Consider the following 22,377-nt stretch of genomic DNA (forward strand, 5'->3'; position numbering starts at 1 on the left):
GTATCGAGAACTTTATTTTTAAGCCTTTTTAAACTTTTTATTAAAAACTTCTCGATACGATTTTTTCAAAATCTACTCGAAGTGACGTTGTGGAAAATATTTCTTCTTACCAACCTATATAAAAGGATAGGCTTTCAGCGTAAGAAATTCTGTAAAGTCTTCACAGAAGATCAATTCATTAAAAAGTTCTTTTGCCAGACCGAATTTTCCATTTTTAAATCGTTCTGAACCGACATATTTTTCAATACGTTCCAGTTCTTCAAATTCCCATTGGAGAATCATTTCTCTCGTCAGCGTTCTGTCATCACTTAAAACTGCTTCATTTTTCAGCCATTGCCAAACCTGAGTTCTTGATATTTCCGCTGTTGCTGCATCTTCCATTAGATTATAAATCGCAGCCGCCCCAACTCCCATCAGCCAGGATTCGATGTACAGGATTCCCACATTGATATTTTTCCGAACCCCTTTTTCTGTAATTTCTCCTTTTGGAATTTCAAGCAAATCATTTTCTGTAATCTGATAACTGAATTTTTTATCAATCTGGTTTTTAGAAGGCATAAACTGGTCGAAAATACTTTTGGCTACGGAAACCAAAGCAGGATGCGCCACCCAGGTTCCGTCGTGTCCGTTTTTTACTTCCCTTTCCTTATCGCTTCTCACTTTTCCGAAAGCAATACTATTGGCTTCGTAATCGTTTTTAATCGGAATTTGTGCTGCCATTCCTCCAATCGCGTGAACATTTCTTTTATGACAAACTTCGATCACTCTTTTTGAATAAGCACTCATAAAAGGAGAAGTCATCGTCACCTGGTCCCTGTCCGGAACAATAAACTCAGGAAGGTTTCTAAATTTTTTGATGTATGAAAAAATATAATCCCAACGACCACAATTCAAACCAGAACTATGTTCTCTTAATTCAAATAAAATTTCATCGATTTGAAACGAAGCAGTAATGGTTTCTATTAAAACAGTTGCTTTAATGGTCCCTTGTGAAATTCCCAGGTAATTTTGCGAAAACACGAAAACATCATTCCACCAACGGGCTTCTTTGTAATGCTCTAATTTTGGAAGATAAAAATAGGGGGCACTTCCATTTTGCAAGAGCTTTTTCGCATTTCTGAAAAAATAAATTCCAAAATCAATTAATGAAGCCGAAACCTGTACGTCATTAATTTCAATATGTTTTTCATTTAAATGCAGTCCACGTGGACGAACTAATAAGACCGCTGTTTTTTCATTCAGCTGATAAGATTTCCCATTTTCATTTGTAAAATCAATTTTTCTGTTGATGGCATCGGAAAGATTAAGCTGCCCTTCCATACAGTTTCTCCATGTGGGAGAATTACTGTCTTCGAAATCTGCCATAAAAGTGGAAGCTCCGGAATTCAACGCGTTAATAATCATTTTACGATCAACAGGTCCTGTAATTTCCACTCTTCTATCCAACAAATCTTCAGGAAGCGAATCACAGACCCAATCACCATTTCTGATTTCTTGAGTTTCTGATAAAAATTTCGGAAGTATTCCTTTATCGAATTCCTGCTGAGTTTTTTTCCTTTCCTCTAACAGCTTCAATCTTTCCGGATTAAAATTCTGATGAAGCTCCACCAAGAAATCTATTAAATCATTGCTGAAAATTTCTTCAAACCGCTGTTCTGCCTTTATTTTTAGTTGAGTTTTAGTTTCCATAACATACTGATTTTGTGATTCAACATTACAAACATAAATAAAAATTTTCACAAATAGCGAACGTTCGCTAAATTATTTTTAAAAAATATTATGCGAAAAATCGCTTTTTACTTTTATATTTGAATTATGAATTCAGACAGCGACTTTATTAAAACGGTTTTCGGACTGAAACTAAAACAGCAGAGACAAAAGAAAAACTGGTCTTTACAGGACCTTGCTGTGAAAACAGGATTATCCAAATCATATCTTAATGAAATCGAAAACGGGAAAAAATATCCGAAACATGATAAGATCATTCAGCTTTCTGAGGCATTGAGCTGCACTTTTGATGATCTGGTTTCCACAAAGCTGGATAAAAGCTTAGCACCATTCAATGAAATTCTGCAATCTGATTTTTTTAAAGAGATCCCGCTTGAACTTTTCGGAATCAATAAAAACAACCTAATCAGTATTATTAGCGATGCTCCTAAAAAAGTAACGGCTTTTATCAATGCTCTGATTGAAATTTCACAGAATTATAATTTAGGAAAAGAAAGATTCTATTTTGCTGTTATGCGTTCCTTCCAGGAATTGTACGATAATTACTTTCCGGAAATTGAGGAAAAAGTTGTACTGTTTGCCAAAGAAAATCAACTGGAAATCAGTAAAAATTTACAGTCAGATATTTTAGAGAACATTCTGACTGAAAAATTCAATTACAACATACAAGCAGAAGATTTCGAACGTTATGAAACTTTAGATAAACTCCGTTCTCTCTTTGTTCCTGAGAAGAAATTATTGCTTTTAAACAGAAAACTAGAGCAGGATCAGAAAACTTTTATTCTCGCCAAAGAGATTGGATTTAATGTTCTGGAGCTGAAAAACCGTCCGAATACGTATTCATGGCTGGATTTTGGGAGCTTTGAAGAAATATTGAATAACTTTTATGCTTCTTATTTTGCAGGAGCATTATTGATTTCAAAGGAGGAAACCATTGAGAAAACTTCCGAATTTTTCTTAGAGAATGAATGGAAACCTTCCAGTTTTGAAAATTTAATCGAAAATTTCACCCATTCTCCTGAAACCTTTTATTATCGGTTAACCAATATTCTTTCTTCCGAATTAGGAATTAAAGATCTGTTTTATTTATGCCTGGTTAAAAAGAAAAATTCAGACAAAATACAGATCTTAAAGGAATTACATTTAAACCATCAACAGGCTCCACATGCTAATGCCACCAACGAACATTATTGCAGAAGATGGATTGCCGTAAAAAACCTTCATCATCTAAAGGAAAATGAAACATTGACAGATGCTCAAATTTCACATTACAAAGATCAGGGTTTCAGTTACCTGGTAATTTCTACCTCCCAGAAAAATCCATTTTCTGATGGAAGCAACAGAAGTTATTGTTTAGGAATTTTGCTGAATTCACAAACTATTAAAAAAATTAACTTCATCAAATCGCCTACCCTGAAAACCATCAATGTGGGAGTAACCTGCGAATCCTGCAGTATCGCCGACTGTGAAGTAAGACAAGCACCACCTGTTCGCCTGGAAAAGGAATACTTCAATTCAAGCATGAAGAATTCAATTGAAAAATTGAGGAAAGATATTTTGTAGATCTTTGTTCTGATGTTCTATCTAAAATTTATATTTTAGTGTCTTAAAACACACAAATGATTTTAGATCTCTTATTTCCGAATCGTTGCATTCATTGCAACCGGATTATTGGTGGCAATTTACTTGTCTGCAATCTTTGTTTTGAGCAAATCCACTTTACTCATTTTAATTATTTTGAAAACAATCATCTGAAAGAAAGATGCAAATTACTATTTCCTATTGTGAATGCTTTTGCTTTGATGCAGTTTGAAAAAGAAAACTTAAGCAGAAAAATTGTGCATGATCTGAAATATAAAAGCAGAGAAAAGATCGGAAAAATTCTTGCAGACTGGACTTTTGAACGGTTAGATTTTAAAAACGAAAAACCGGATGTATTCGTTTCTGTTCCTTTACATCCCAAAAAACTGAAAGAAAGAGGTTATAATCAACTTCATTTATTTACAGAAACTTTATCTAAGTTTTATGAAATTCCATTTAGTCATGATTTAATCAAAAGAAATCATTATTCAAAGGCTCAGGCTTTGAAAGACAAGCAGCATCGATTGGATACAGAAAATATTTTTTCTATTAGCAAAAGTATTTCAGGGAAGCATGTTTTATTAATTGATGATGTTTTCACCACGGGAAATACTTTATCAACTATTGCATGGGAAATTTTAAAGGCAGGAGATAATACAGTGAGTATTCTTGTTATGGCGATTGATGTTTAAAAATTATGAGTTTCGTGTTTCGAGATTAGAGTTTAATTGGTAAGACATCAATTTCAGCTCTATTTTCTGAAATCTTTTTCTTAATTTTCCAACAAACTAATGATAATGCCAAATCTTATTTTATTGCACGGAGCTTTAGGTCACAGTGAAGTTTTTAAACCTATTAAAGAAGAGCTTTCAAAATATTTTACCATTCATACTCCTTTATTTTCGGGACATGGCAACACAGAACTTCCTGAAAACGGAATCAGTATTGAACAATACACACACGAATTAAAAGAACTTATTGAAAAAGAAAAATTGAACGATGTTTCAATTTTTGGACACAGCATGGGCGGTTACGTTGCCCTTTGCTACGCCATGGAAAATCCTTCTGCTATAAATTCGATCATGACTCTGGGTACGAAATTCGACTGGACAGAGGAACAGGCTCTGAAAGAAAGTAAAATGCTCAATCCTGATGTAATTGCAGAAAAAGTTCCGAAATACGCAGAAGTATTAGAGAAGCAGCATGGTTCACAATGGAAGCAGTTACTTCCTGCCATTGCAGATATGATGGTTTCTTTAGGTGAAAATCCGCCTTTGAAAAATAATTTATCCGGCATTAACATCCCGGTGCAAGTAATGGTAGGTGATAAAGATAATATGGTGACCCTTGAAGAAAGTTTGGAAGTATACAGAAGCCTTCCGAATGCAAAACTGGCCGTACTTCCCGATACGAAACATCCTATGGACAAAGTACGACCAAAATTATTATTAGATTTAATGAAAGATTTTTGGAATCTGTCTTAAACTATCTCTGAAGTTTTTCTCCGTAGCTCAAATCTCCTGCATCTCCCAATCCAGGTGTGATGTAGCCTTTTGACGTCAAGTTTTCATCAATGGCTCCAACCCATATTTTTGCATTTGGGTATGCTTTTTCTATGGTTTCCACTCCTTGTTTTGAAGCAATTGCCGCCACAATATGAAGTTGAGAGGGATTTCCGTTCGTTAATAAATCTTTAATCGCTTCAATTAAAGATGCTCCTGTTGCTAACATAGGATCACCAACAATTAATGGTCTTCCTTCGATATTCGGGCAGGTTAAATAATCCTGCTTGATCGAAAAATAATCATTGGCGTCATGTTTTCTGTAAGCAGCAACAAAACCGCAATCAGCTTTATCAAAATAATTCAAAATTCCTTCAAACAAAGGAACTCCGGCTCTCAAAATCGTTGTAATAACGGGCTGAACAGCAATTTCCTTAACTCTGATTTTATCCAAAGGGGTCTGAATTTCAATTTCTTTTTGCTCCAATCCCTTACTAATCTCAAAGGCTGCAATTTCCCCGATTCTCTCCATATTCCTACGGAATCTCATTCTATCGTGCTGAATTTCAATATTCCTCAATTCATTAATCCAGGTATTCACTAGAGAAAATTGTTCTGATAATACGACTGTATTCATTATTTTGAAAGCTTTATCTAAAATTATAAAATTTAATCAAGAATAAAAACCCTCTTAGAAAATCTAAAAGGGTCTGTTATTTATTTCTGTCTGAAATATACTTCGATCGGAACTCCGGTAAATCCGAATTCTTTTCTCAATTGGTTTTCAGTAAATCTTTTGTATGGTTCTTTTACGTATTGTGGTAAATTACAGAAGAATACAAACTGTGGTGACGGCGTTGGAAGCTGTACACAGTACTTGATTTTAATGTATTTCCCTTTATTTGCCGGCGGCGGTGTTCCTTCGAAAATAGGAAGCATTACTTCATTTAATTTTGAAGTTTTAATCTTCTTCTTACGGTCTTCGTAAACCTGCATTGCCATATCAACAGCCTTCAGAATTCTCTGTTTCGTCAATGCTGAAACAAATAAAATGGGAACATCCTGAAACTGCCCGATTTTATCTTTAATTGATTTTTCGAAATCACGCATGGTGTTGGTCTGCTTATCTTCGATCAAATCCCATTTATTGACCAGGATTACAATTCCTTTTCTATTTTTCTGAGCCAATCCGAAAATGTTCATATCCTGAGATTCCCACCCCTGTGTAGCATCTACCATGATGATCACTACATCTGAATATTCAATAGAACGAATCGAACGCATTACGGAATAGAATTCCAAATCTTCGTTAACCTTAGATTTTCTTCTCATTCCGGCAGTATCTACCAACACAAATTCATGTCCGAATTTATTGTAAAGTGTTTGAATACTATCTCTTGTTGTTCCTGCAATATCGGTTACAATATTTCTTTCCACATCAAGCAAAGCATTCGTCATGGTAGATTTTCCAACGTTCGGACGACCTGCAATCGTAATTTTTGGCAATCCTTCAAACGGATCTTTATATTCTGTTGTTGGGAAATCTCTTACGATATCATCCAATAAATCTCCCGTTCCTGAACCTGTTGCAGAAGATAAAGTATAATATTTATCAATCCCCAATTGATAGAATTCCGTAGCCGGAAGTTCTTCTTTTGCAGAATCTACTTTATTGATTACAATATAAATAGGCTTGTTTGATCTTCTTAACAACCTGTAAATTTCATGATCCGTATCGGTAAGACCTTCTTCCACATTCATCATAAAAATGATAGAAGTAGCCTCATCTACCGCTAACTGAACCTGCTTACGGATTTCTTCTTCAAAGATATCATCCGTTCCTACATCATAACCTCCGGTATCAATTACTGTAAAGTCTACCCCGTTCCAGTCAGATTTTCCGTAGTGACGGTCTCTGGTAACCCCTGCAGTAGAGTCTACAATAGCTTCTCTCCTTTCTAATAAACGATTAAATAAAGTGGATTTTCCTACGTTGGGACGCCCAACGATTGCGACAATATTCGACATAAAAATGTTTAATAATTTAATTATTAATGGGTTTCTCCAACTTTTGGAGCCCAATTTTTTGCAAAGATAAGGTTTTTATTTTACTCGGTTGATTGGGCCAAGAAAGCTGAAATGGTAAATAAGCTAATCTGCCAATGCTTCAACCCTTAATTTTTGTTTTTAATTTTAAAAAATTTTCATAAAAATAATTCTTTGAATATCAATAAATAAAACATTTGCGAGCATTTTACATGCATTTATCTTTCAATATCATTTTTATTTTTGAAATAATTTATATAATTTCGCGACATAGAAATACAGACCCATGGTGTAGCGGTAACACTACTGATTTTGGTTCAGTCATCTGGGGTTCGAATCCCTGTGGGTCTACTTATTGGGACAAATCTAAAAAAGAAAGATTTGTCCCTTTTTTATTTCCTCGAATTTCCTTCTCTTTAGAGTATATTAGCTGAACTGTCTAATTACCCCGCGGTGTTCGATGCCTTTCTCCGTCAAACACCAGATTTTCAGTAAACATCGCCCAGATCAAACTCCAATCTTTTCAATTTTAGCGTTAATATTTTATAAGAGATCTTTAATATAATCGTCATTATAAATTTGGGACTTTTTTAATAATTTCGTTGATTTAATCTTGAAGATTGTAATATTTGAGAGCTATAGAAAAAAGTATGTCTTCTGAAAATCCTTCTATCAAAGGACGCATGTTCATCCAAGTTAAATAGATTTGATTCTTTTAGATTTGAAGAACTTAGAGCCAGATAAGGATAGGTGGCTTTATCAAAAAAATGGTCAAACTCAAATCTGGTTCCTTATTTCAAATCACTTCCTACTAAAAATGTATCGCTGCGATTACAATATTCACAAGTCCCATTGATGGTACTCATATAAAACATTGATGAATTGATTATTAATTCACACCGTCCTATTTGGGTTAAAAATACTTGTTACTGCAATTACAGAATAGCGAGGTCAAAAAACTTTTATAAGGACCAAAAAACAATGAAATTTGCATTCTGAAGAAAGTGAATGATTATTGGAGTCAAAAAGAAAATATACCAAGAAAACAGTATAGAAAAAATGTAAAAGAATGTAGTTGATTTTAAAATAAACTAAAAAAACATGTCGAAAATATATATTTTCTAAGTTGTGCCCCTATTAATAATTCACTAATTGACAGTACGAGAAAAGAGGTGGAAATCAATAATTGTTCAAAAGAAATAGAATTCTATTTTACTACAATAAGCCTCTCAAGAATAGACTTTCCCTCAAATCATCAATTTTATAAAAACTAATTTCCAATAATAATGAAAGTACCATTAAAAACAATATTTAGCTGGTTTGAAAAGGGTGATATGCCCACAGAAACTCAGTTTCAGCAGACCTTTTCTTCATTCCGCCATTTAGATGAAAACATCAAGATGGATGAGGTAATGGGTTTAAATGAAACTTTTCAAAAAACAGTATCCAGCACCACTTTTACAAATCATCTGCAAGATGAAAGCGCCCACGATTTAGTGCTCGCAAACCTTAATGCATCCAATCTTACTACTAAAAATGTAGAAGAATGGAAAGAAAAATTAAAGATCAAACTAGCAGCCACTATAGACGATGATGAAGAGACCGGAAATGTCTATACAAAGGAGCAAATCGAGGAAGTTGTAAATATACTTCAGGAGCAGATAGAATTGCTTAAAGGTTCAGGAGCAAATTCTTCCTTTGGAGGGATTTTAAGGCCTACTGATAATATTATTGTTAAACCGGGATCAGCAAAATGGTTTTGGGCAGGCAGTGGAGTTTACGAAAATGCTTCAGGAGTTAAGATTGAAAATTTCGGAATAATTTCCTTTGACGGTTTTGTTTGGTCTGTCATGGAGGTTAATATGCCTGGAGGTGGAGCAGATGGTTTTATTGATTTAACACAAGAAGATTAAAATGAGATATACAGGAAGAATTTATTTTACAAATTATGAAAGATCAGATAAAGAAGTTGCAGATAACTTTATTTATCCCGTGATGTTCTTCATTAAAAATGAAGATGGAAAAATCATTAAACAGATTGCCTATTCAGCTTCAGGAAAAAAGTCAGAAAGTGAATATGGAACTGGTGGAGGAACCGGAGGAACCAATGGAATTGTTTTCCGTGCAAAATCTGAAATACCGGCATCGTTCGTAAAATCATTTGGAAGTGAAGTTAGAATAGTTTTTTCATGGTTATCCATCGACAGCGTTGATGGTAGTGAGACCGGCGGAGGAACTGCAAGTATTTTAAAAGGAAATACGATTCTATTTAACAAAAGTATTAATCAGGGAGTCAATGAGATAGATATTACGTCATATATTCTGGCGGGAGATAATACAATAACGCTCAGTATCACCGATAGTTATGGAAATAACAGGAAATTAAAATATGATATTCAAACAATAGCACTTGCTTTAAGCACTACATACGACAAGACCACTATTAATTCGGGACCAGTCATTTTCCGGTATATTCCAACCGGGAATGTCGAGAAGACGATTCATTTCAAATTAAATGGATCAGATCTTCCGCCGGTAGTTACTTCAATCAATAACAAAGAGCTTCTTTATGAAATACCTGCACAGCCGCATGGAGTTCATATTTTAGAAGTGTATATGACCGCTGATTTGTCAGGAGAGATCATTGAAAGCAATCACTTATTTACAGATATCATCAGTGTTGTTGCAGGTAATTTAACGCCTTTAGTTTCTTCAGCAAATAATGTTACTGCTAATCAATATGCTCCAGCTTCGATTGAATATCTGGTGTATTCACCATCATCAAATTATAGCGATATTGAGATTTTAGTGGATGGAGTGAAGGTTTCTGAATTACTTGTAAATAGAAGTTTGCAGAAGTTCACCTATACATTTGCGGACTCAGGTGCACACACTGTAACTTTTAAATGTGGCAATGTCACGAAAAATACTTCAGTAGTTGTAGCAGCATTTGATATTCAAGTTGAAGCCGAAACGTTAGGCTTGGAATTATTTTTAAGCAGTCGAAACAGAAGCAATTCAGAGATTAACAAAAACGAGTGGAAATACAAAAACCTGTCATGTACTCTTACAGATTTTGATTTCAGCACCAATGGATGGATTCAGGATTCAAAGGGTTCTGTGGCGCTTAAAGTGAGCGGAAATGCAAGGGTTGAGATTCCTTTTAAAATATTTGATAACGATTTTAAAACAGGTGGTAAAACATTAGAATTTGAATTTTCAACTTCAGATATAAAAAACAGTGACAGTACTATTTTTTCTTGTAAAAATGGAAATGTTGGATTTGTTGCTACCTCAAATTCGTTTTCGTTCAGTTCTGAGCAGGACGGTACGTCCATATTTTTTAAGGAAGAGGAAAGAATCCGTGTAAGTGTAGTCGTTACAAAGGTTGCAGATCAAAGATTGGTATTTGTGTATATCAATGGAATTATATCCTCACTATATCAGTATAATTCATTAGACAGCTTTTTACAACAAGCTCCTCAAAACATTACCATTGGAAACGATGACTGTACTATTAATCTATATAATATCAGGGTTTATAATAATAATCTAAACGCTGATCAGATGTTGTCAAATTACATCGCTGACATGGATAACCTGGTTGAAAAAGTCAACATTTACGAGAGAAATAAACTGTACGATGCATTCGGAAATTTGTCCTACGATAAATGTTTACAATCAATTCCATGCTTAACCATTATTGGAGATCTGCCAACTTATAAAGGCGATAAAAAAACAATTGTTGGAGAGTATGAAAATACTCAGGATCCTACAAAATCGTTTTCTTATGTAAATGCGAGTGTTGATGTTCAGGGTACATCATCACAATATTATCCCCGAAAAAACTTTAAAATAAAATTTAATGGAGGCTTTAAAAATGGTGAATTAGTTTCTTCCAGGTATAAGCTTCGTGACAACTCATTAGCTGAAAAGACATTTACTTTTAAAGCCGATTTTATGGAGTCTTCCGGTTCTCACAATATTGGTTTGGCAAGGCTTGCACAGGATTCTTTGAATCAGCTAGGCTACTTAGTGCCCCCTCAGTTAGTGGATCCTAACGTTCGGACGACAATGGACGGGTTTCCGATACTTATTTTTCACCGTGCTACACCAGATTCTGAGCGTATTTTCTTAGGGAAATATAATTTTAACAATGATAAGTCGAATGAAGCAACAACAGGTTTTACAGGGGGCCAGGAATGCTGGGAATTCTTAAACAATACGTCAGATAATACATTATTTATTGCTACAGATTTTCAAAGTGTAGACGAAAATGGTAAGCATTTATGGAAAAATGATTTTGAGGGAAGATATCCGGAAAATAATGAAGACACTTCGAATCTTGAAGCTTTACATACGTGGATTGTGAGTTGCAAAAATAATCCTGCAAAATTCAAGACCGAGGCTCCGGACCATTTTAATATTCAGTTTTTACTGTTTTATTATGTCTTTACTGAGTTTTTCGCAATGGTCGATCAGCGTGCTAAAAATCAGATGTTTGCAATGTATCCAGACGCTGCAGGAAACAAACGTTGGTATCTTATTTTTTATGATAATGATACGGTTTTAGGACTTAATAACGAGGGCCACAACGTATACGATTATTGGGTGGAAGCTCATGACCAAGTAGGAAGTGGTTTTGTCTGGAATGGCGCACTTTCAGAGCTTTGGAAATTGGTTGAAGTGGCTTTTGATACTGAAATTACTGCCTTGTATCAGAAAATGAGAACTTCAGGAATTCTGACTTATGATAAGTGCAATACTTACTTTAACACATTAGAATCTGACAAATGGGCGGAAAGTATTTTTAATGAAGATGCGAAATATAAATATATAGACCCTTTGGTTGTTGCCGGGAACGGAAGTTACTTATACCCCGCACAAGGCTCAAGAAAATCACACAGGAATTATTGGTTATTAAATAGATTCAGATATATGGATGGAAAGTATGACACGTCTACTTTCTCATCTGATTATATCACGATGAGACTTTATACACCTTCGGGCACACCTGTAGTTGCTCCCAATGCTAATTTTTTACTAACTGCTCAAAAAGACGGGTATACGAAAATTAAGTTTGGTTCCTATATCAACCGTGCGAGGCTTAGAAAAAATGTTTCATCTTTAGTTCAAGCTCCGGCTATTACTTTTAACGATACAGAAACCATTATCTATGGTGCATCCGCAATTAAAGATCTTGGAGATTTGTCAGGAAAGTATCTTGGTACTTTAGATGTTTCAAAAGCGTTGAATTTATCAAAATTAAGAATCGGGAGTCAAAACGTTGGATATTCTAATCAAAATTTGCGAAATATTTTTGTCGGAAATAATACGTTGTTGGAAGAGTTGGATATTTCGAATTGTCCTAATCTCACGCAGGCTGTTGACTTGTCGGGATGTACAGCAATAAAGAGCGTGTACGCGGAGGGGTCAGGAATAAGTGCCGTACTGTTGCCGAAAGGTGGTTTACTAAATTCATTAGTGCTCCCTACGGCTGCCAATACTCTTATTTTAGACAATCAAAATTTTATTTCCAATCAAAATTTAGTTTTTACACCAACGAATATCACCACACTTTATATTAAAAACTGTTCAAAAATAAATGTAGCTACTATTGTCAATAGTTTAACAAAAATAAGTAGAATTAGTGTCAATAATCTTGTGGGAAGCAGTGATACTAGCGATTCTTTTTATAAGCTTATTAGTGCAAAAGGGATTGATGATAATGGAAATACAATACCTCATTCTATTGTAGAAGGAAGTTGGAAATTTACTTCAATATATAATGATGATAAAATTTTTATGGAAGCCAATTGGCCTGATTTTCACTTTACGTATACCAATATTTTGACCTATATAGAATTTTCATACGTTGGTCGGGAAACTGCATTAGCTTCCTTATATGATACTACAGGTGATGGACATATAAGTTTTGATGAAGCTAGGGCTGTGAAAGTTATAGCCAATGATACTTTTAATAAGAATTTATACCCTAGCAAAAATTTTGGCGGGACATTTCCTGAATCTAGGTTTTTTACCAATTTAGAAGAAATAGGAAATCAAGCTTTTTATGGTCAGGAATTTAGGGTTTTCGTTGTGCCTGGAAGTGTGAAAAAAGTAGGAGACAATGCTGTAGGTATGCTTTCATCGAATTATATTCCAACAGGCGATTTTAGCAATATTGAAGAATTAGGCAATTTCCCATTCAGCTCTGCTGCTTTAGATATTAATTTATTTAAAAATGTGAAAATTTTTAAAATAAATTCATTTACCCATATGTATGGTTCCAATGGGATTTATTCCCTTCCATTCATTACAGAAATTGGTAATATTAGTGGTAGTACTTTGATTAATATAAATAAAGATAAAAGCTATGTTAATTTTTTTCCAGATTATCGAGCAGATATTCTTGATTTTAGTGGATGTGTTGCATTGAAAAAGATTTATAAAAGAGGTATTTATATTGATCCTTATAAAAATGGGGATAGCCTCAAAATAATTCTACCAGCTAGCTTGGAGTATCTTGGAGATACTGCAATATTTGTTTATCCATACGGAAGTTTTAAATTTCAATCAAGTTCAATAACTATTTTAGCGGTGGTTCCTCCTGTCCTATTAAGTGTATCGCTAGGACACGATACAAACTTAGTTACAATTTACGTTCCCGCAGCAAGTGTAAATGCATACAAGACGGCAACCAACTGGAGCTATCACGCTGCAAGAATTTTCCCAATTACATAAAAAATAAAAATATGATACAAAAAGACAATGTAATTACTTCAGAAGAAGGTAAGGTTTTTAGAAGAAAAATAGATGGGGTTATTTTCGGCTCCGAAATCTATTTAGGAACAACTTACTATCTCGACGGTATACGGCTCGAAAAACCAATTCAGGAAACTCCTGATGATTTTGAAGAAATTGATATCGAGGTTCAAACAGAAGAAATTAATTAAAAAATGATAAATTTTATTACCTATTTCCCGAACGGAAATTTATAACGAGTCCTGACAATATGATAAAGATCTTAGGACAAAAATAAATAATTAAACCGGAGCAGAAACTTTTTTGCTCCGGCTTTTGTTTTTATAGCTTTTGAATTTTTATAACATTCCGTTTAATAATCAAAAATGCTGAAAGTATTCAATTCTTTTCATCAAGATTAGCTTCCATGAAAATGATTTTAGGATCAAAAAAGTCAAATAATATTTCAATTTTAATAAGAAAATACAATAATCCCATAAAGAAAATTTTAGCCCTGATTTCTACTATACTCTCATTCATGTTATTCGCATTAGGAATTATTCTTTTATTAAAATGATTTTCAGAATATATTTACTAAATATACGTCTATAAAAAAACCATCCTTTACATAAGGATGGCTTTCATTTATTGAGCCAGATATTATTAATTACACTAAATCAAATCTGTCCGCATTCATTACCTTCACCCAGGCAGAAACGAAATCATTCACAAATTTCTCTTTCGCATCCGAGCTTGCATAGACTTCCGCAATAGCTCTCAATTCAGAATTTGAACCGAAAACAAGATCTGCACGGGTAGCTGTCCATTTTTTCTCACCGGTTTTACGATCTACACCTTCATACAGCTCATTGTCATTAGAAGCAGCCTTCCATTGCGTATTCATATCCAAAAGATTGACAAAGAAATCGTTTGAAAGAACTTCTGTATTTTTAGTGAAAATCCCATGAGAAGAACCATCAAAGTTCGTATTCAAAGCTCTCATTCCTCCCACCAATACAGTTAATTCCGGAGCCGTAAGATTTAATAACTGCGCTTTATCAATCAATAAAGACTCCGTAGAAACGGAGAACTTTTTCTTTAAATAATTTCTGAAACCATCTGCTGCAGGCTCAAGATACCCCATAGATTCTACGTCGGTCTGCTCCTGAGAAGCATCCATTCTTCCCGGCGCAAAAGGTACAATCAGATTGCGCCCTGCATTTTTAGCCGCTTTTTCTACTCCAGCACATCCTGCAAGAACAATCAGATCTGCCAGGGAAACTTTTTTACCCCCTGTCTGATTTTCATTAAACTCCTTCTGAATATTTTCCAGAACAGACAAAACTTTTTGAAGCTGGGTTGGATTATTCACCGCCCAATATCTTTGTGGAGCCAAACGGATTCTCGCTCCATTTGCCCCTCCTCTTTTATCACTTCCTCTGAAAGTCGAAGCTGAAGCCCAGGCTGTAGAAACCAATTCAGAAATGCTTAGTCCTGAGTCTAAAATCTTTGATTTTAATGCTTCAATATCTGAATTATTAATCAGAACATGATCTACTTCCGGAATAGGATCCTGCCAGATTAATTCCTCTGTCGGTACTTCCGGACCTAAATAACGAGCTTTCGGCCCCATATCTCTGTGGGTTAATTTAAACCAGGCTCTGGCAAATGCATCTGCAAAAGCATCCGGGTTTTCATAAAATTTTCTTGAAATTTTTTCATAGACCGGATCAAACCTTAATGATAAATCTGTCGTAAGCATTGTTGGTCTGTGCTTTTTAGAAGAATCGAACGCATCCGGAATAATTTCTTCTCCGTTTTTCGCTACCCATTGATGAGCACCTGCAGGACTTTTAGTTAATTCCCATTCGTTTTCAAAAAGGTTTTTGAAGAAATAATTACTCCATTGTGTCGGAGTTTCCGTCCAGGTAACTTCCAATCCACTTGAAATTGCATCCGTTCCTTTTCCTGATTTATAAGAGCTGCTCCATCCTAACCCCTGAAGCTCAATTCCCGCTGCTTCAGGCTCTTTTCCTACATGATCTGCTGGTCCGGCTCCGTGGGTTTTCCCAAAAGTATGCCCTCCTGCAATTAAGGCTACCGTTTCCTCATCATTCATCGCCATTCTTCCGAAAGTATCTCTAATATCTTTTGCAGCCGCAATAGGATCCGGATTTCCATCAGGACCTTCAGGGTTTACATAAATTAATCCCATTTGTACCGCAGCCAAAGGTTTTTCTAAATTTCTTGAATGAATATCTCCGTCAGCATCATCATCTGTAGGGAGAACTCCCCTGTTTTCATCAACTCCTTCTGAACCATGAGCATAACGTAAATCTCCTCCTAACCAAGTTTTTTCTGATCCCCAATATACATCCATATCCGGTTCCCAAACATCTTCACGGCCACCAGCAAAACCGAAGGTTTTAAAACCCATCGATTCTAACGCCACATTTCCCGTAAGAATCATCAAATCTGCCCAGGAAATTTTCTTTCCATATTTTTGTTTGATTGGCCACAACAATCTTCGCGCTTTATCCAGGCTTACATTATCCGGCCAGCTGTTCAGAGGAGCAAAACGCTGTTGCCCGGCTCCGGCACCACCTCTACCATCACCTACACGGTAAGTTCCTGCACTATGCCAAGCCATACGGATAAATAAAGGACCATAATGTCCAAAATCTGCCGGCCACCAATCTTGCGAATCAGTCATCAAAGCATGAAGATCTTTTTTTACTGCATCCAGATCGAGACTTTTAAATGCTTCGGCGTAATCAAAATCTTTATCCATCGGGTTTGATAAAGAAGAATGCTGACGAAGAATATCTACCCTCAACTGATCCGGCCACCAATCCATATTTTTGGTACCTCCACCTGCTACACTTTGTTTTTTCATTGTCCCGTTATGGAACGGACATTTACTGATGTCATTCAAATCGTTTTCCATTATCGTTTAATTTTTTATGTTGATTACCTCTAATTTTTCTTTATGAACTGAGCAAACTTACAATACTTTTAAAATAAATACAATCTATTAAAATTATTTTTACAATAGCTAAAAGCTATTATTTATCTTGAATTAAATTTCAGAAAATAGTATTTGCGCAAACTATATTAACCTGCAATTAAGTTAGAAAATTTCCGTCTTATTTTATTAAAAAATAAACTTCAGTAAATCTATTTAGAATCATTCAAATTACTAGAAATGAAACTCTTAGCCAACCACTCATTATTAATTTAAAATTCACTATCTTTATTCATTGGAGAATTTCTGATATTAAAAAGACGAATTATGCAAGGGGACATACAACATAAACACATTGTTTTTTTTGACGGAGAGTGTGGAGTCTGTAATTTTTGGGTTCAGTGGATTTTGGAAAAGGATAAAAACGATGAGTTTTTGTTTGCTTCATTGCAATCGGATTTTGGACAGAAATTTCTTACAGAACGCGGCCTCGAGACTAAGCAATTCAACACTCTTTATCTCTGGAAACCTCAGCAGTATTATCTTATAAAATCTAAAGCCGTATTGAAGATTTCTGACATTTTGGGCGGGTTTTATACAATAGTAAGCCTACTCGGGAAAATATTTCCTACGTTTTTCAGTAATGCCATTTACGATATGGTTTCTAAAAACAGAATGAAACTTTCTTCCCAGAAGTGTTTCTTGCCCGACCCCCATCAGAAAAAGAAATTCATAGAAGTATAAAAAAACAGTTTCAATTTTTTTTTATTAAATAATCATAAAGAATTAAGTTTTTCGAAACGATTTTTCTTTTAATGCATATATTTGCAAACTATGGAATATAACACCCAAAAAACACAGCTTCATTTACCGGAATACGGTAGAATCATACAACAGTTGGTTGAGCGTTGCAAAGAGCTTTCTACAAAGGAGGAAAGAAGTGAAATGGCAATGGCGATCATCGATTTTATGGGTCAGAGAAACCCGCAGCTTCGTGACGAAGAAAATTATAAGCATAAACTTTGGGATCATCTTTTTATCTTGGCAAATTATGATTTGGATGTTGATTCTCCTTATCCTTTCCCGACAAGAGAACAGCTTGCCGAAAAACCAAAAAAGATGGAATATCCTAAACTACAGGGAGATTTCAAATTTTACGGAAAAAGTATTCTTCAACTTATAGAAAAAGCAATTGAACTTGAAACCGGAGATGAAAAAGAAGCTCTGATTGAAGTAATTGCAAACAATATGAAGAAATCTTACAATGTCTATAATAAAGAACACGTAACTGATGATGTTATTTTCCGCCATTTAAAAGAACTTTCCGAAAACAGACTTGATCTTACGGGAATAGAAACATTGGAGAAAAGTAAGATTTATTATACAGGAAACAACCGTAATAATAAAGGTGGCAATAACAACAACAATAATAAAAACCAACCCAACAAGAGAAGACATAACAATAATCACAAGAACAGAAAATAATGAGTGGAACATTTCAAATAAGAGGAGGGAAAAGATTACAGGGTGAAATTACCCCACAAGGAGCCAAAAATGAAGCTTTACAAATTTTATGCGCTGTTCTGTTAACGGATGAAGAAGTAAGAATAAAAAACATTCCGGACATTCATGATGTTAACAGGCTTATTGAAATTTTAGCTGATTTTGGTGTAAAAGTGACGAAAAACGGACACGGTGATTACACGTTTAAGGCTGATTCTGTGAATTTTGATTATGTAAAATCTGAAGAGTTTAAAAAAGATGGTGCTAAGCTAAGAGGGTCTATCATGCTGATGGGACCGATGCTTGCAAGATACGGAGAAGCCTATATGCCTACTCCGGGTGGAGACAAAATCGGAAGAAGAAGACTTGATACCCATTTTCAGGGATTGGTAGAGCTGGGTGCTGAATTCAATTATGACGAAGAGCAATATTTCTATTCTCTGAAAGCTAAAGAGCTTAATGGTAAATTTATTCTTTTGGAAGAAGCTTCCGTAACAGGAACAGCCAATATTGTAATGGCAGCCGTTTTAGCCAAAGGAAAAACAAGAATTTATAATGCGGCATGTGAACCTTACCTGCAACAGCTTTGTAAAATGCTGAACAGAATGGGGGCAAATATTTCAGGAATTGGTTCCAACCTTTTAACGATTGAAGGGGTAACTCACCTCAAAGGAACTGAACATACCATGCTTCCTGATATGGTGGAAATCGGATCCTGGATTGGTCTTGCTGCCATGACAAAATCTGAAATCACCATAAAAAATGTAAACTGGAATCAGCTTGGAGTAATTCCTAATACTTTCAGAAAACTGGGAATCCAATTGGAACAAAGTGGCGATGACATTTATATTCCTTCGCAGGAAAATTATAAAATCCAGAAATTTATAGACGGTTCTATTCTTACCATTTCAGATGCTCCATGGCCAGGATTTACTCCGGATTTGCTTTCTATTATTTTAGTGGTTGCCACCCAGGCTAAAGGAAGTATTTTGGTACATCAGAAAATGTTTGAATCCAGATTATTCTTCGTTGATAAATTGATCGATATGGGAGCACAAATCATTTTATGTGATCCGCACAGAGCAACCGTAATCGGTTTAAATCAGGAAACCCCGTTAAGAGGAACAACAATGGTTTCTCCAGACATCAGGGCCGGAAACGCGCTTCTTATTGCAGCGCTTTCTGCTGAAGGGAAATCAATCATCCATAACATCGAGCAGATCGACAGAGGATATGAGAACATTGATGGTAGACTAAAAGCGATTGGTGCTGACATTGAAAGAATTTAATTGATTTTTTCATTAATCATATAAAAAAGCGTTCAGGATTTCTGAACGCTTTTATTTATTAAGACCTTGAAACGGTTTACCAACCGCCGCCGCCACCACCTCCTCCGCCACCTCCGGAGAAACCGCCACCTCCTGAACCAGAACCGCTGCTGGAATTATTGGAAGGCTGTGTTGATGAAGACTGTATTGAGCTTGTAAGACTTGAATTAAGCGAACTTGCAAAAGCATAACGGTTTAACGTAGAACCAACATACCAGTTATGCTGATATTCGGTCGACATTCTTGAAAGCATGGCATCAAATTTTTGTCCCCAAATCTCATCCACTCCTAATACCATTGCAAAAGGAAGGTATTTTTCAAAAACCTCGGGAGTCATTTCAGGCGGGTTATGAAATTTAAGCTGTTCGTTCTCCGCTGCTCCCATATACATCTGGAAACCTTCAATAAGAGATTTTATTTTTAATTTTTCCTCGGAAGGTCTTTTGATCAAAAATGCATAGATGATAAGTGAGGTAAACCCTAATACAATAAAAATATAACAGATATTAAAATTATTATCAATGGTAAAATCACTGCTTTTATGAATAAATACTCCGATAAGAATAAAAACAAGAACCGGAAATCCTAAAAAGAGCTTAAAGAGAGCCGGAAAGTATTTGAATAATAATCCCGCAATAAAGAAAGCAATAAACAGCCCTCCATACAAAAACATTCCGATAACAATTTTTTCAAATTCGGGGAACATTCTGAAGCTTAAAAATAAGCCTGTAAAATACACAAAACTAATCAGCAAAAAAGGCAGAATCAGTTTCTTGGTATTATTTCCCTCATTTAAAAAAGCATCATACTGAAACTTCAATGCTTCTTTACAATGTAAGACAGCCTGTTCGATTTTAGAATCATATTTTCCATCAAAATCAATGGTATCGCGATAGCTTGAAAAAAGATGATCCATCAGTTTTTTTTCTTCTTTGGGAAGGTTTTCATCAGCCTGCTTCAATTTTTTAACAGTATAATATTTTGATTTAAAAAGTCCCAAAAGACCAGAATCATCTTTTTCAATAATCTGAATATAGCCTTTAATAGCAAGGTTGACCAATGCCGCGGTTACATATTTATTTTTGAAATTTTCTGTTTTCAAATACCCTAAAGATGCCGGTGAAAAATCATTAGGTACGTTAAATTGAGGATACACAATAGGTTTTTCAGGATCAACCCCATACTTCCTCCAGGTTGAATAATAGTAATATAAAAGTCCTAAAAACACAAGAAAACCACCTATCAATATTCCGAATTTTTCCAGGAAGCTTGGTGGCGGTGGCGGAATCATAATTCCTTTTTGAAAGCCTACAGCAACAGTAAGTCCATCATTAGCCTGAAAACCGGAAGCACTCCATTCTATGGAATAATTTGAAAGAAGTTTTGAACTGCAATTTTGATCCCTGCTCCCTGCAAAACCAGTATAGCAGGAATTCTGTAAAATATTTGCTCCCATCGGAAGATGTACTATTGCAGAAATGGTATCGATAGGAAAATCCCAATAATTTCCATTTACATTCCAGTACAGTTCATCATATTTATCAAAAAAGCCGATTTGATTTTCTGTTTTATACTGAATTTCGTATTCATAATTTCCAGGTTCAAGAATAATATCCTTGTTTCCGATATAGATCTTAAGAAATCCATCTTCTATTTCTTCATGATAGTTTTCCTCTACTCCATTTTTCTTTATTGAAATGATATCATATTTTACTTTCTGAGTTCTGTTATTCAGATTTCTTGACAGCGGTAAAGTACGGAATATTCCTCTTTGAATTCTGTCCCCAAGGCTGTGAACCTTGATATTCTCTGTAACATTTAAGGTTGAATGGGCGTCTACATTAATATCCGAATGAAAAGAAAGAATTCTTTCAGTCCCAGATAAATTTTCGTTTAATGAGTTGTCTTCCTGAGCAAGGTATAAAGTAAAACACAGCAGAAAGAGAAATTTTAGAAATTTCTTCATTGTTAGAACTTTACAGTTGGAACTTCCCGTTCTGCAATATTGTCCAGCTCGAAATAAGAAACCTTTTCAAACTTGAACATATTAGCAACTATATTACTAGGGAATGATTCTACCAATGTATTGTTTTCACGGGCAGTTCCGTTATAATATCTTCTCGATTTTTCAATATCATTTTCAATAGAGGTAAGTTCTCCCTGTAGTTGCTGAAAATTAGCATTGGCTTTCAGATCAGGATACTGTTCTGCAACAGCAAAAAGATTCATCATCGCCTGGTTAAGATTTTTCTCGGCAGCCTCTTTAGCCTCTAAAGAATTAGCTCCTACCGCCTGATTTCTTGCTCTAGTTACACTCTCAAGTGTTTCTCTTTCGTGAGTGGCATATCCTTTCACCGTCTCTACAAGGTTAGGAATAAGGTCATGGCGTTTTTTCAGCATCACATCAGTGCTGCTCCAGGCTTCCTGAACCAAATTTTTAAGCTTTACCAGGCGATTATAAATAGAAACCGCATACAGAAGGAAAATTGCTATGATACCGATAATAATAAGTGCAACCATAATTTTGATGTATTTATTAGGATAAAAATAGTCTTTTTAACGGAAAATAAATAAAAAAAGCGCTCAATAAATGAACGCTCCTCAAACTATATGGATCTACACAACTAGGAATACTTTCTGCAGACATATTCTACAGTAGTATTCAAAAGTTTATTTTTATTCAGGAAAAATTCAAGCTGCTGAAAATCTTCTGAAGTGGCATTAAGGTATAATTGAAATGATCCGAAATCATTTCCGTTGATGTATTCCACATCTGCATTCAAGAGCTTATAACACATTCCCATCTGCTGATAGATAATATTGAGTAAATGATCAAATTTCATTTTCCCGTTCAATTCTATTTCTAAAATCAGTTCTTTCTTGATTAGGTTTACGTTATTAGGCAGTGATTGCAAATTTGTTATCATAACATCTCATTTTTTGATTAAATAGTTATTTTCTGAAATACATACTGTTGTTG

16 protein-coding genes and 1 tRNA gene are annotated in these 22,377 nt (G+C 35.0%); 10 read left to right on the top strand and 7 right to left on the bottom strand.

Annotation, left to right across the window (positions count from 1 at the left end; all coding sequences use genetic code 11):
• Window positions 1–114 precede the first annotated feature (114 nt).
• The gene (gene aceB, locus MKS83_RS09420) at window positions 115–1,689 is read right to left on the bottom strand and encodes a malate synthase A (protein ID WP_240582950.1); all 1,575 of its coding nucleotides are present in this window, start codon (window positions 1,687–1,689) and stop codon (window positions 115–117) included.
• A 126-nt stretch (window positions 1,690–1,815) separates the two neighbouring features.
• On the opposite strand from aceB, the gene MKS83_RS09425 reads away from it, so the two are divergent.
• The 3 genes from MKS83_RS09425 to MKS83_RS09435 all read left to right on the top strand — a co-directional run bounded on the left by MKS83_RS09425 (window position 1,816) and on the right by MKS83_RS09435 (window position 4,793).
• A complete protein-coding gene (locus MKS83_RS09425; RefSeq protein WP_240582951.1) occupies window positions 1,816–3,291 on the top strand; it encodes a helix-turn-helix domain-containing protein in 1,476 nt (491 codons plus the stop codon).
• Between the two features lie 56 nt (window positions 3,292–3,347).
• Window positions 3,348–4,001, top strand: coding sequence for a ComF family protein (locus tag MKS83_RS09430; RefSeq protein WP_240582952.1), 654 nt, complete (start codon window positions 3,348–3,350; stop codon window positions 3,999–4,001).
• A 105-nt stretch (window positions 4,002–4,106) separates the two neighbouring features.
• Window positions 4,107–4,793, top strand: a complete 687-nt coding sequence (locus tag MKS83_RS09435; RefSeq protein ID WP_240582953.1) for an alpha/beta fold hydrolase — start codon at window positions 4,107–4,109, stop codon at window positions 4,791–4,793.
• A 1-nt stretch (window position 4,794) separates the two neighbouring features.
• On the opposite strand, the gene upp is transcribed toward MKS83_RS09435, so the two are convergent.
• Together upp and der are read right to left on the bottom strand one after the other, a co-directional pair.
• On the bottom strand, window positions 4,795–5,448 hold the full coding sequence (upp, locus tag MKS83_RS09440) for a uracil phosphoribosyltransferase (protein ID WP_100376609.1): 654 nt from the start codon (window positions 5,446–5,448) through the stop codon (window positions 4,795–4,797).
• Between the two features lie 80 nt (window positions 5,449–5,528).
• Complete coding sequence (der, locus tag MKS83_RS09445; protein WP_240582954.1) at window positions 5,529–6,839, bottom strand: ribosome biogenesis GTPase Der; 1,311 nt, start codon at window positions 6,837–6,839, stop codon at window positions 5,529–5,531.
• A 298-nt stretch (window positions 6,840–7,137) separates the two neighbouring features.
• Here der and MKS83_RS09450 point away from each other — a divergent pair.
• The 4 genes from MKS83_RS09450 to MKS83_RS09465 all read left to right on the top strand — a co-directional run bounded on the left by MKS83_RS09450 (window position 7,138) and on the right by MKS83_RS09465 (window position 13,813).
• Window positions 7,138–7,208: transfer RNA gene (locus MKS83_RS09450), tRNA-Gln, on the top strand.
• Window positions 7,209–8,143: 935 nt separating this feature from the next.
• Entirely contained in the window at window positions 8,144–8,770 is a 627-nt protein-coding gene (locus MKS83_RS09455; protein ID WP_240582955.1) for a hypothetical protein, read from the top strand.
• Window position 8,771: 1 nt separating this feature from the next.
• Window positions 8,772–13,601, top strand: coding sequence for a CotH kinase family protein (locus tag MKS83_RS09460; protein ID WP_240582956.1), 4,830 nt, complete (start codon window positions 8,772–8,774; stop codon window positions 13,599–13,601).
• Window positions 13,602–13,612: 11 nt separating this feature from the next.
• Complete coding sequence (locus tag MKS83_RS09465) at window positions 13,613–13,813, top strand: hypothetical protein (RefSeq protein ID WP_240582957.1); 201 nt, start codon at window positions 13,613–13,615, stop codon at window positions 13,811–13,813.
• 455 nt (window positions 13,814–14,268) lie between these two features.
• Here the strand turns inward: MKS83_RS09465 and katG are convergent, their stop codons facing one another.
• On the bottom strand, window positions 14,269–16,548 hold the full coding sequence (gene katG, locus MKS83_RS09470) for a catalase/peroxidase HPI (RefSeq protein WP_317224487.1): 2,280 nt from the start codon (window positions 16,546–16,548) through the stop codon (window positions 14,269–14,271).
• Window positions 16,549–16,893: 345 nt separating this feature from the next.
• Between katG and MKS83_RS09475 the strand changes: the two genes are divergently transcribed.
• The 3 genes from MKS83_RS09475 (at window position 16,894) to murA (ending at window position 19,358) form a co-directional block, all read left to right on the top strand.
• Window positions 16,894–17,310 carry a thiol-disulfide oxidoreductase DCC family protein gene (locus MKS83_RS09475; RefSeq protein WP_240582958.1) on the top strand — a complete coding sequence of 139 codons (417 nt, stop codon included), beginning with the start codon at window positions 16,894–16,896 and terminating at the stop codon, window positions 17,308–17,310.
• 90 nt (window positions 17,311–17,400) lie between these two features.
• Entirely contained in the window at window positions 17,401–18,051 is a 651-nt protein-coding gene (locus tag MKS83_RS09480; RefSeq protein ID WP_240582959.1) for a DUF4290 domain-containing protein, read from the top strand.
• Entirely contained in the window at window positions 18,051–19,358 is a 1,308-nt protein-coding gene (gene murA, locus MKS83_RS09485; protein ID WP_240582960.1) for a UDP-N-acetylglucosamine 1-carboxyvinyltransferase, read from the top strand. The genes MKS83_RS09480 and murA overlap by 1 nt, the downstream gene beginning before the upstream one ends.
• Before the next feature lie 76 nt (window positions 19,359–19,434).
• On the opposite strand, the gene MKS83_RS09490 is transcribed toward murA, so the two are convergent.
• The 3 genes from MKS83_RS09490 to MKS83_RS09500 form a co-directional block, all read right to left on the bottom strand.
• A complete protein-coding gene (locus MKS83_RS09490) occupies window positions 19,435–21,363 on the bottom strand; it encodes a DUF2207 domain-containing protein (RefSeq protein ID WP_240582961.1) in 1,929 nt (642 codons plus the stop codon).
• A 2-nt stretch (window positions 21,364–21,365) separates the two neighbouring features.
• On the bottom strand, window positions 21,366–21,917 hold the full coding sequence (locus MKS83_RS09495; RefSeq protein ID WP_240582962.1) for a LemA family protein: 552 nt from the start codon (window positions 21,915–21,917) through the stop codon (window positions 21,366–21,368).
• Window positions 21,918–22,021: 104 nt separating this feature from the next.
• A complete protein-coding gene (locus MKS83_RS09500; RefSeq protein ID WP_039368139.1) occupies window positions 22,022–22,324 on the bottom strand; it encodes an NIL domain-containing protein in 303 nt (100 codons plus the stop codon).
• Between the last annotated feature and the right edge of the window lie 53 nt (window positions 22,325–22,377).

Origin of the sequence: Chryseobacterium sp. Y16C (genome assembly GCF_022488405.1) — a bacterium.
In the GTDB taxonomy this organism is placed as follows: domain Bacteria; phylum Bacteroidota; class Bacteroidia; order Flavobacteriales; family Weeksellaceae; genus Chryseobacterium; species Chryseobacterium geocarposphaerae.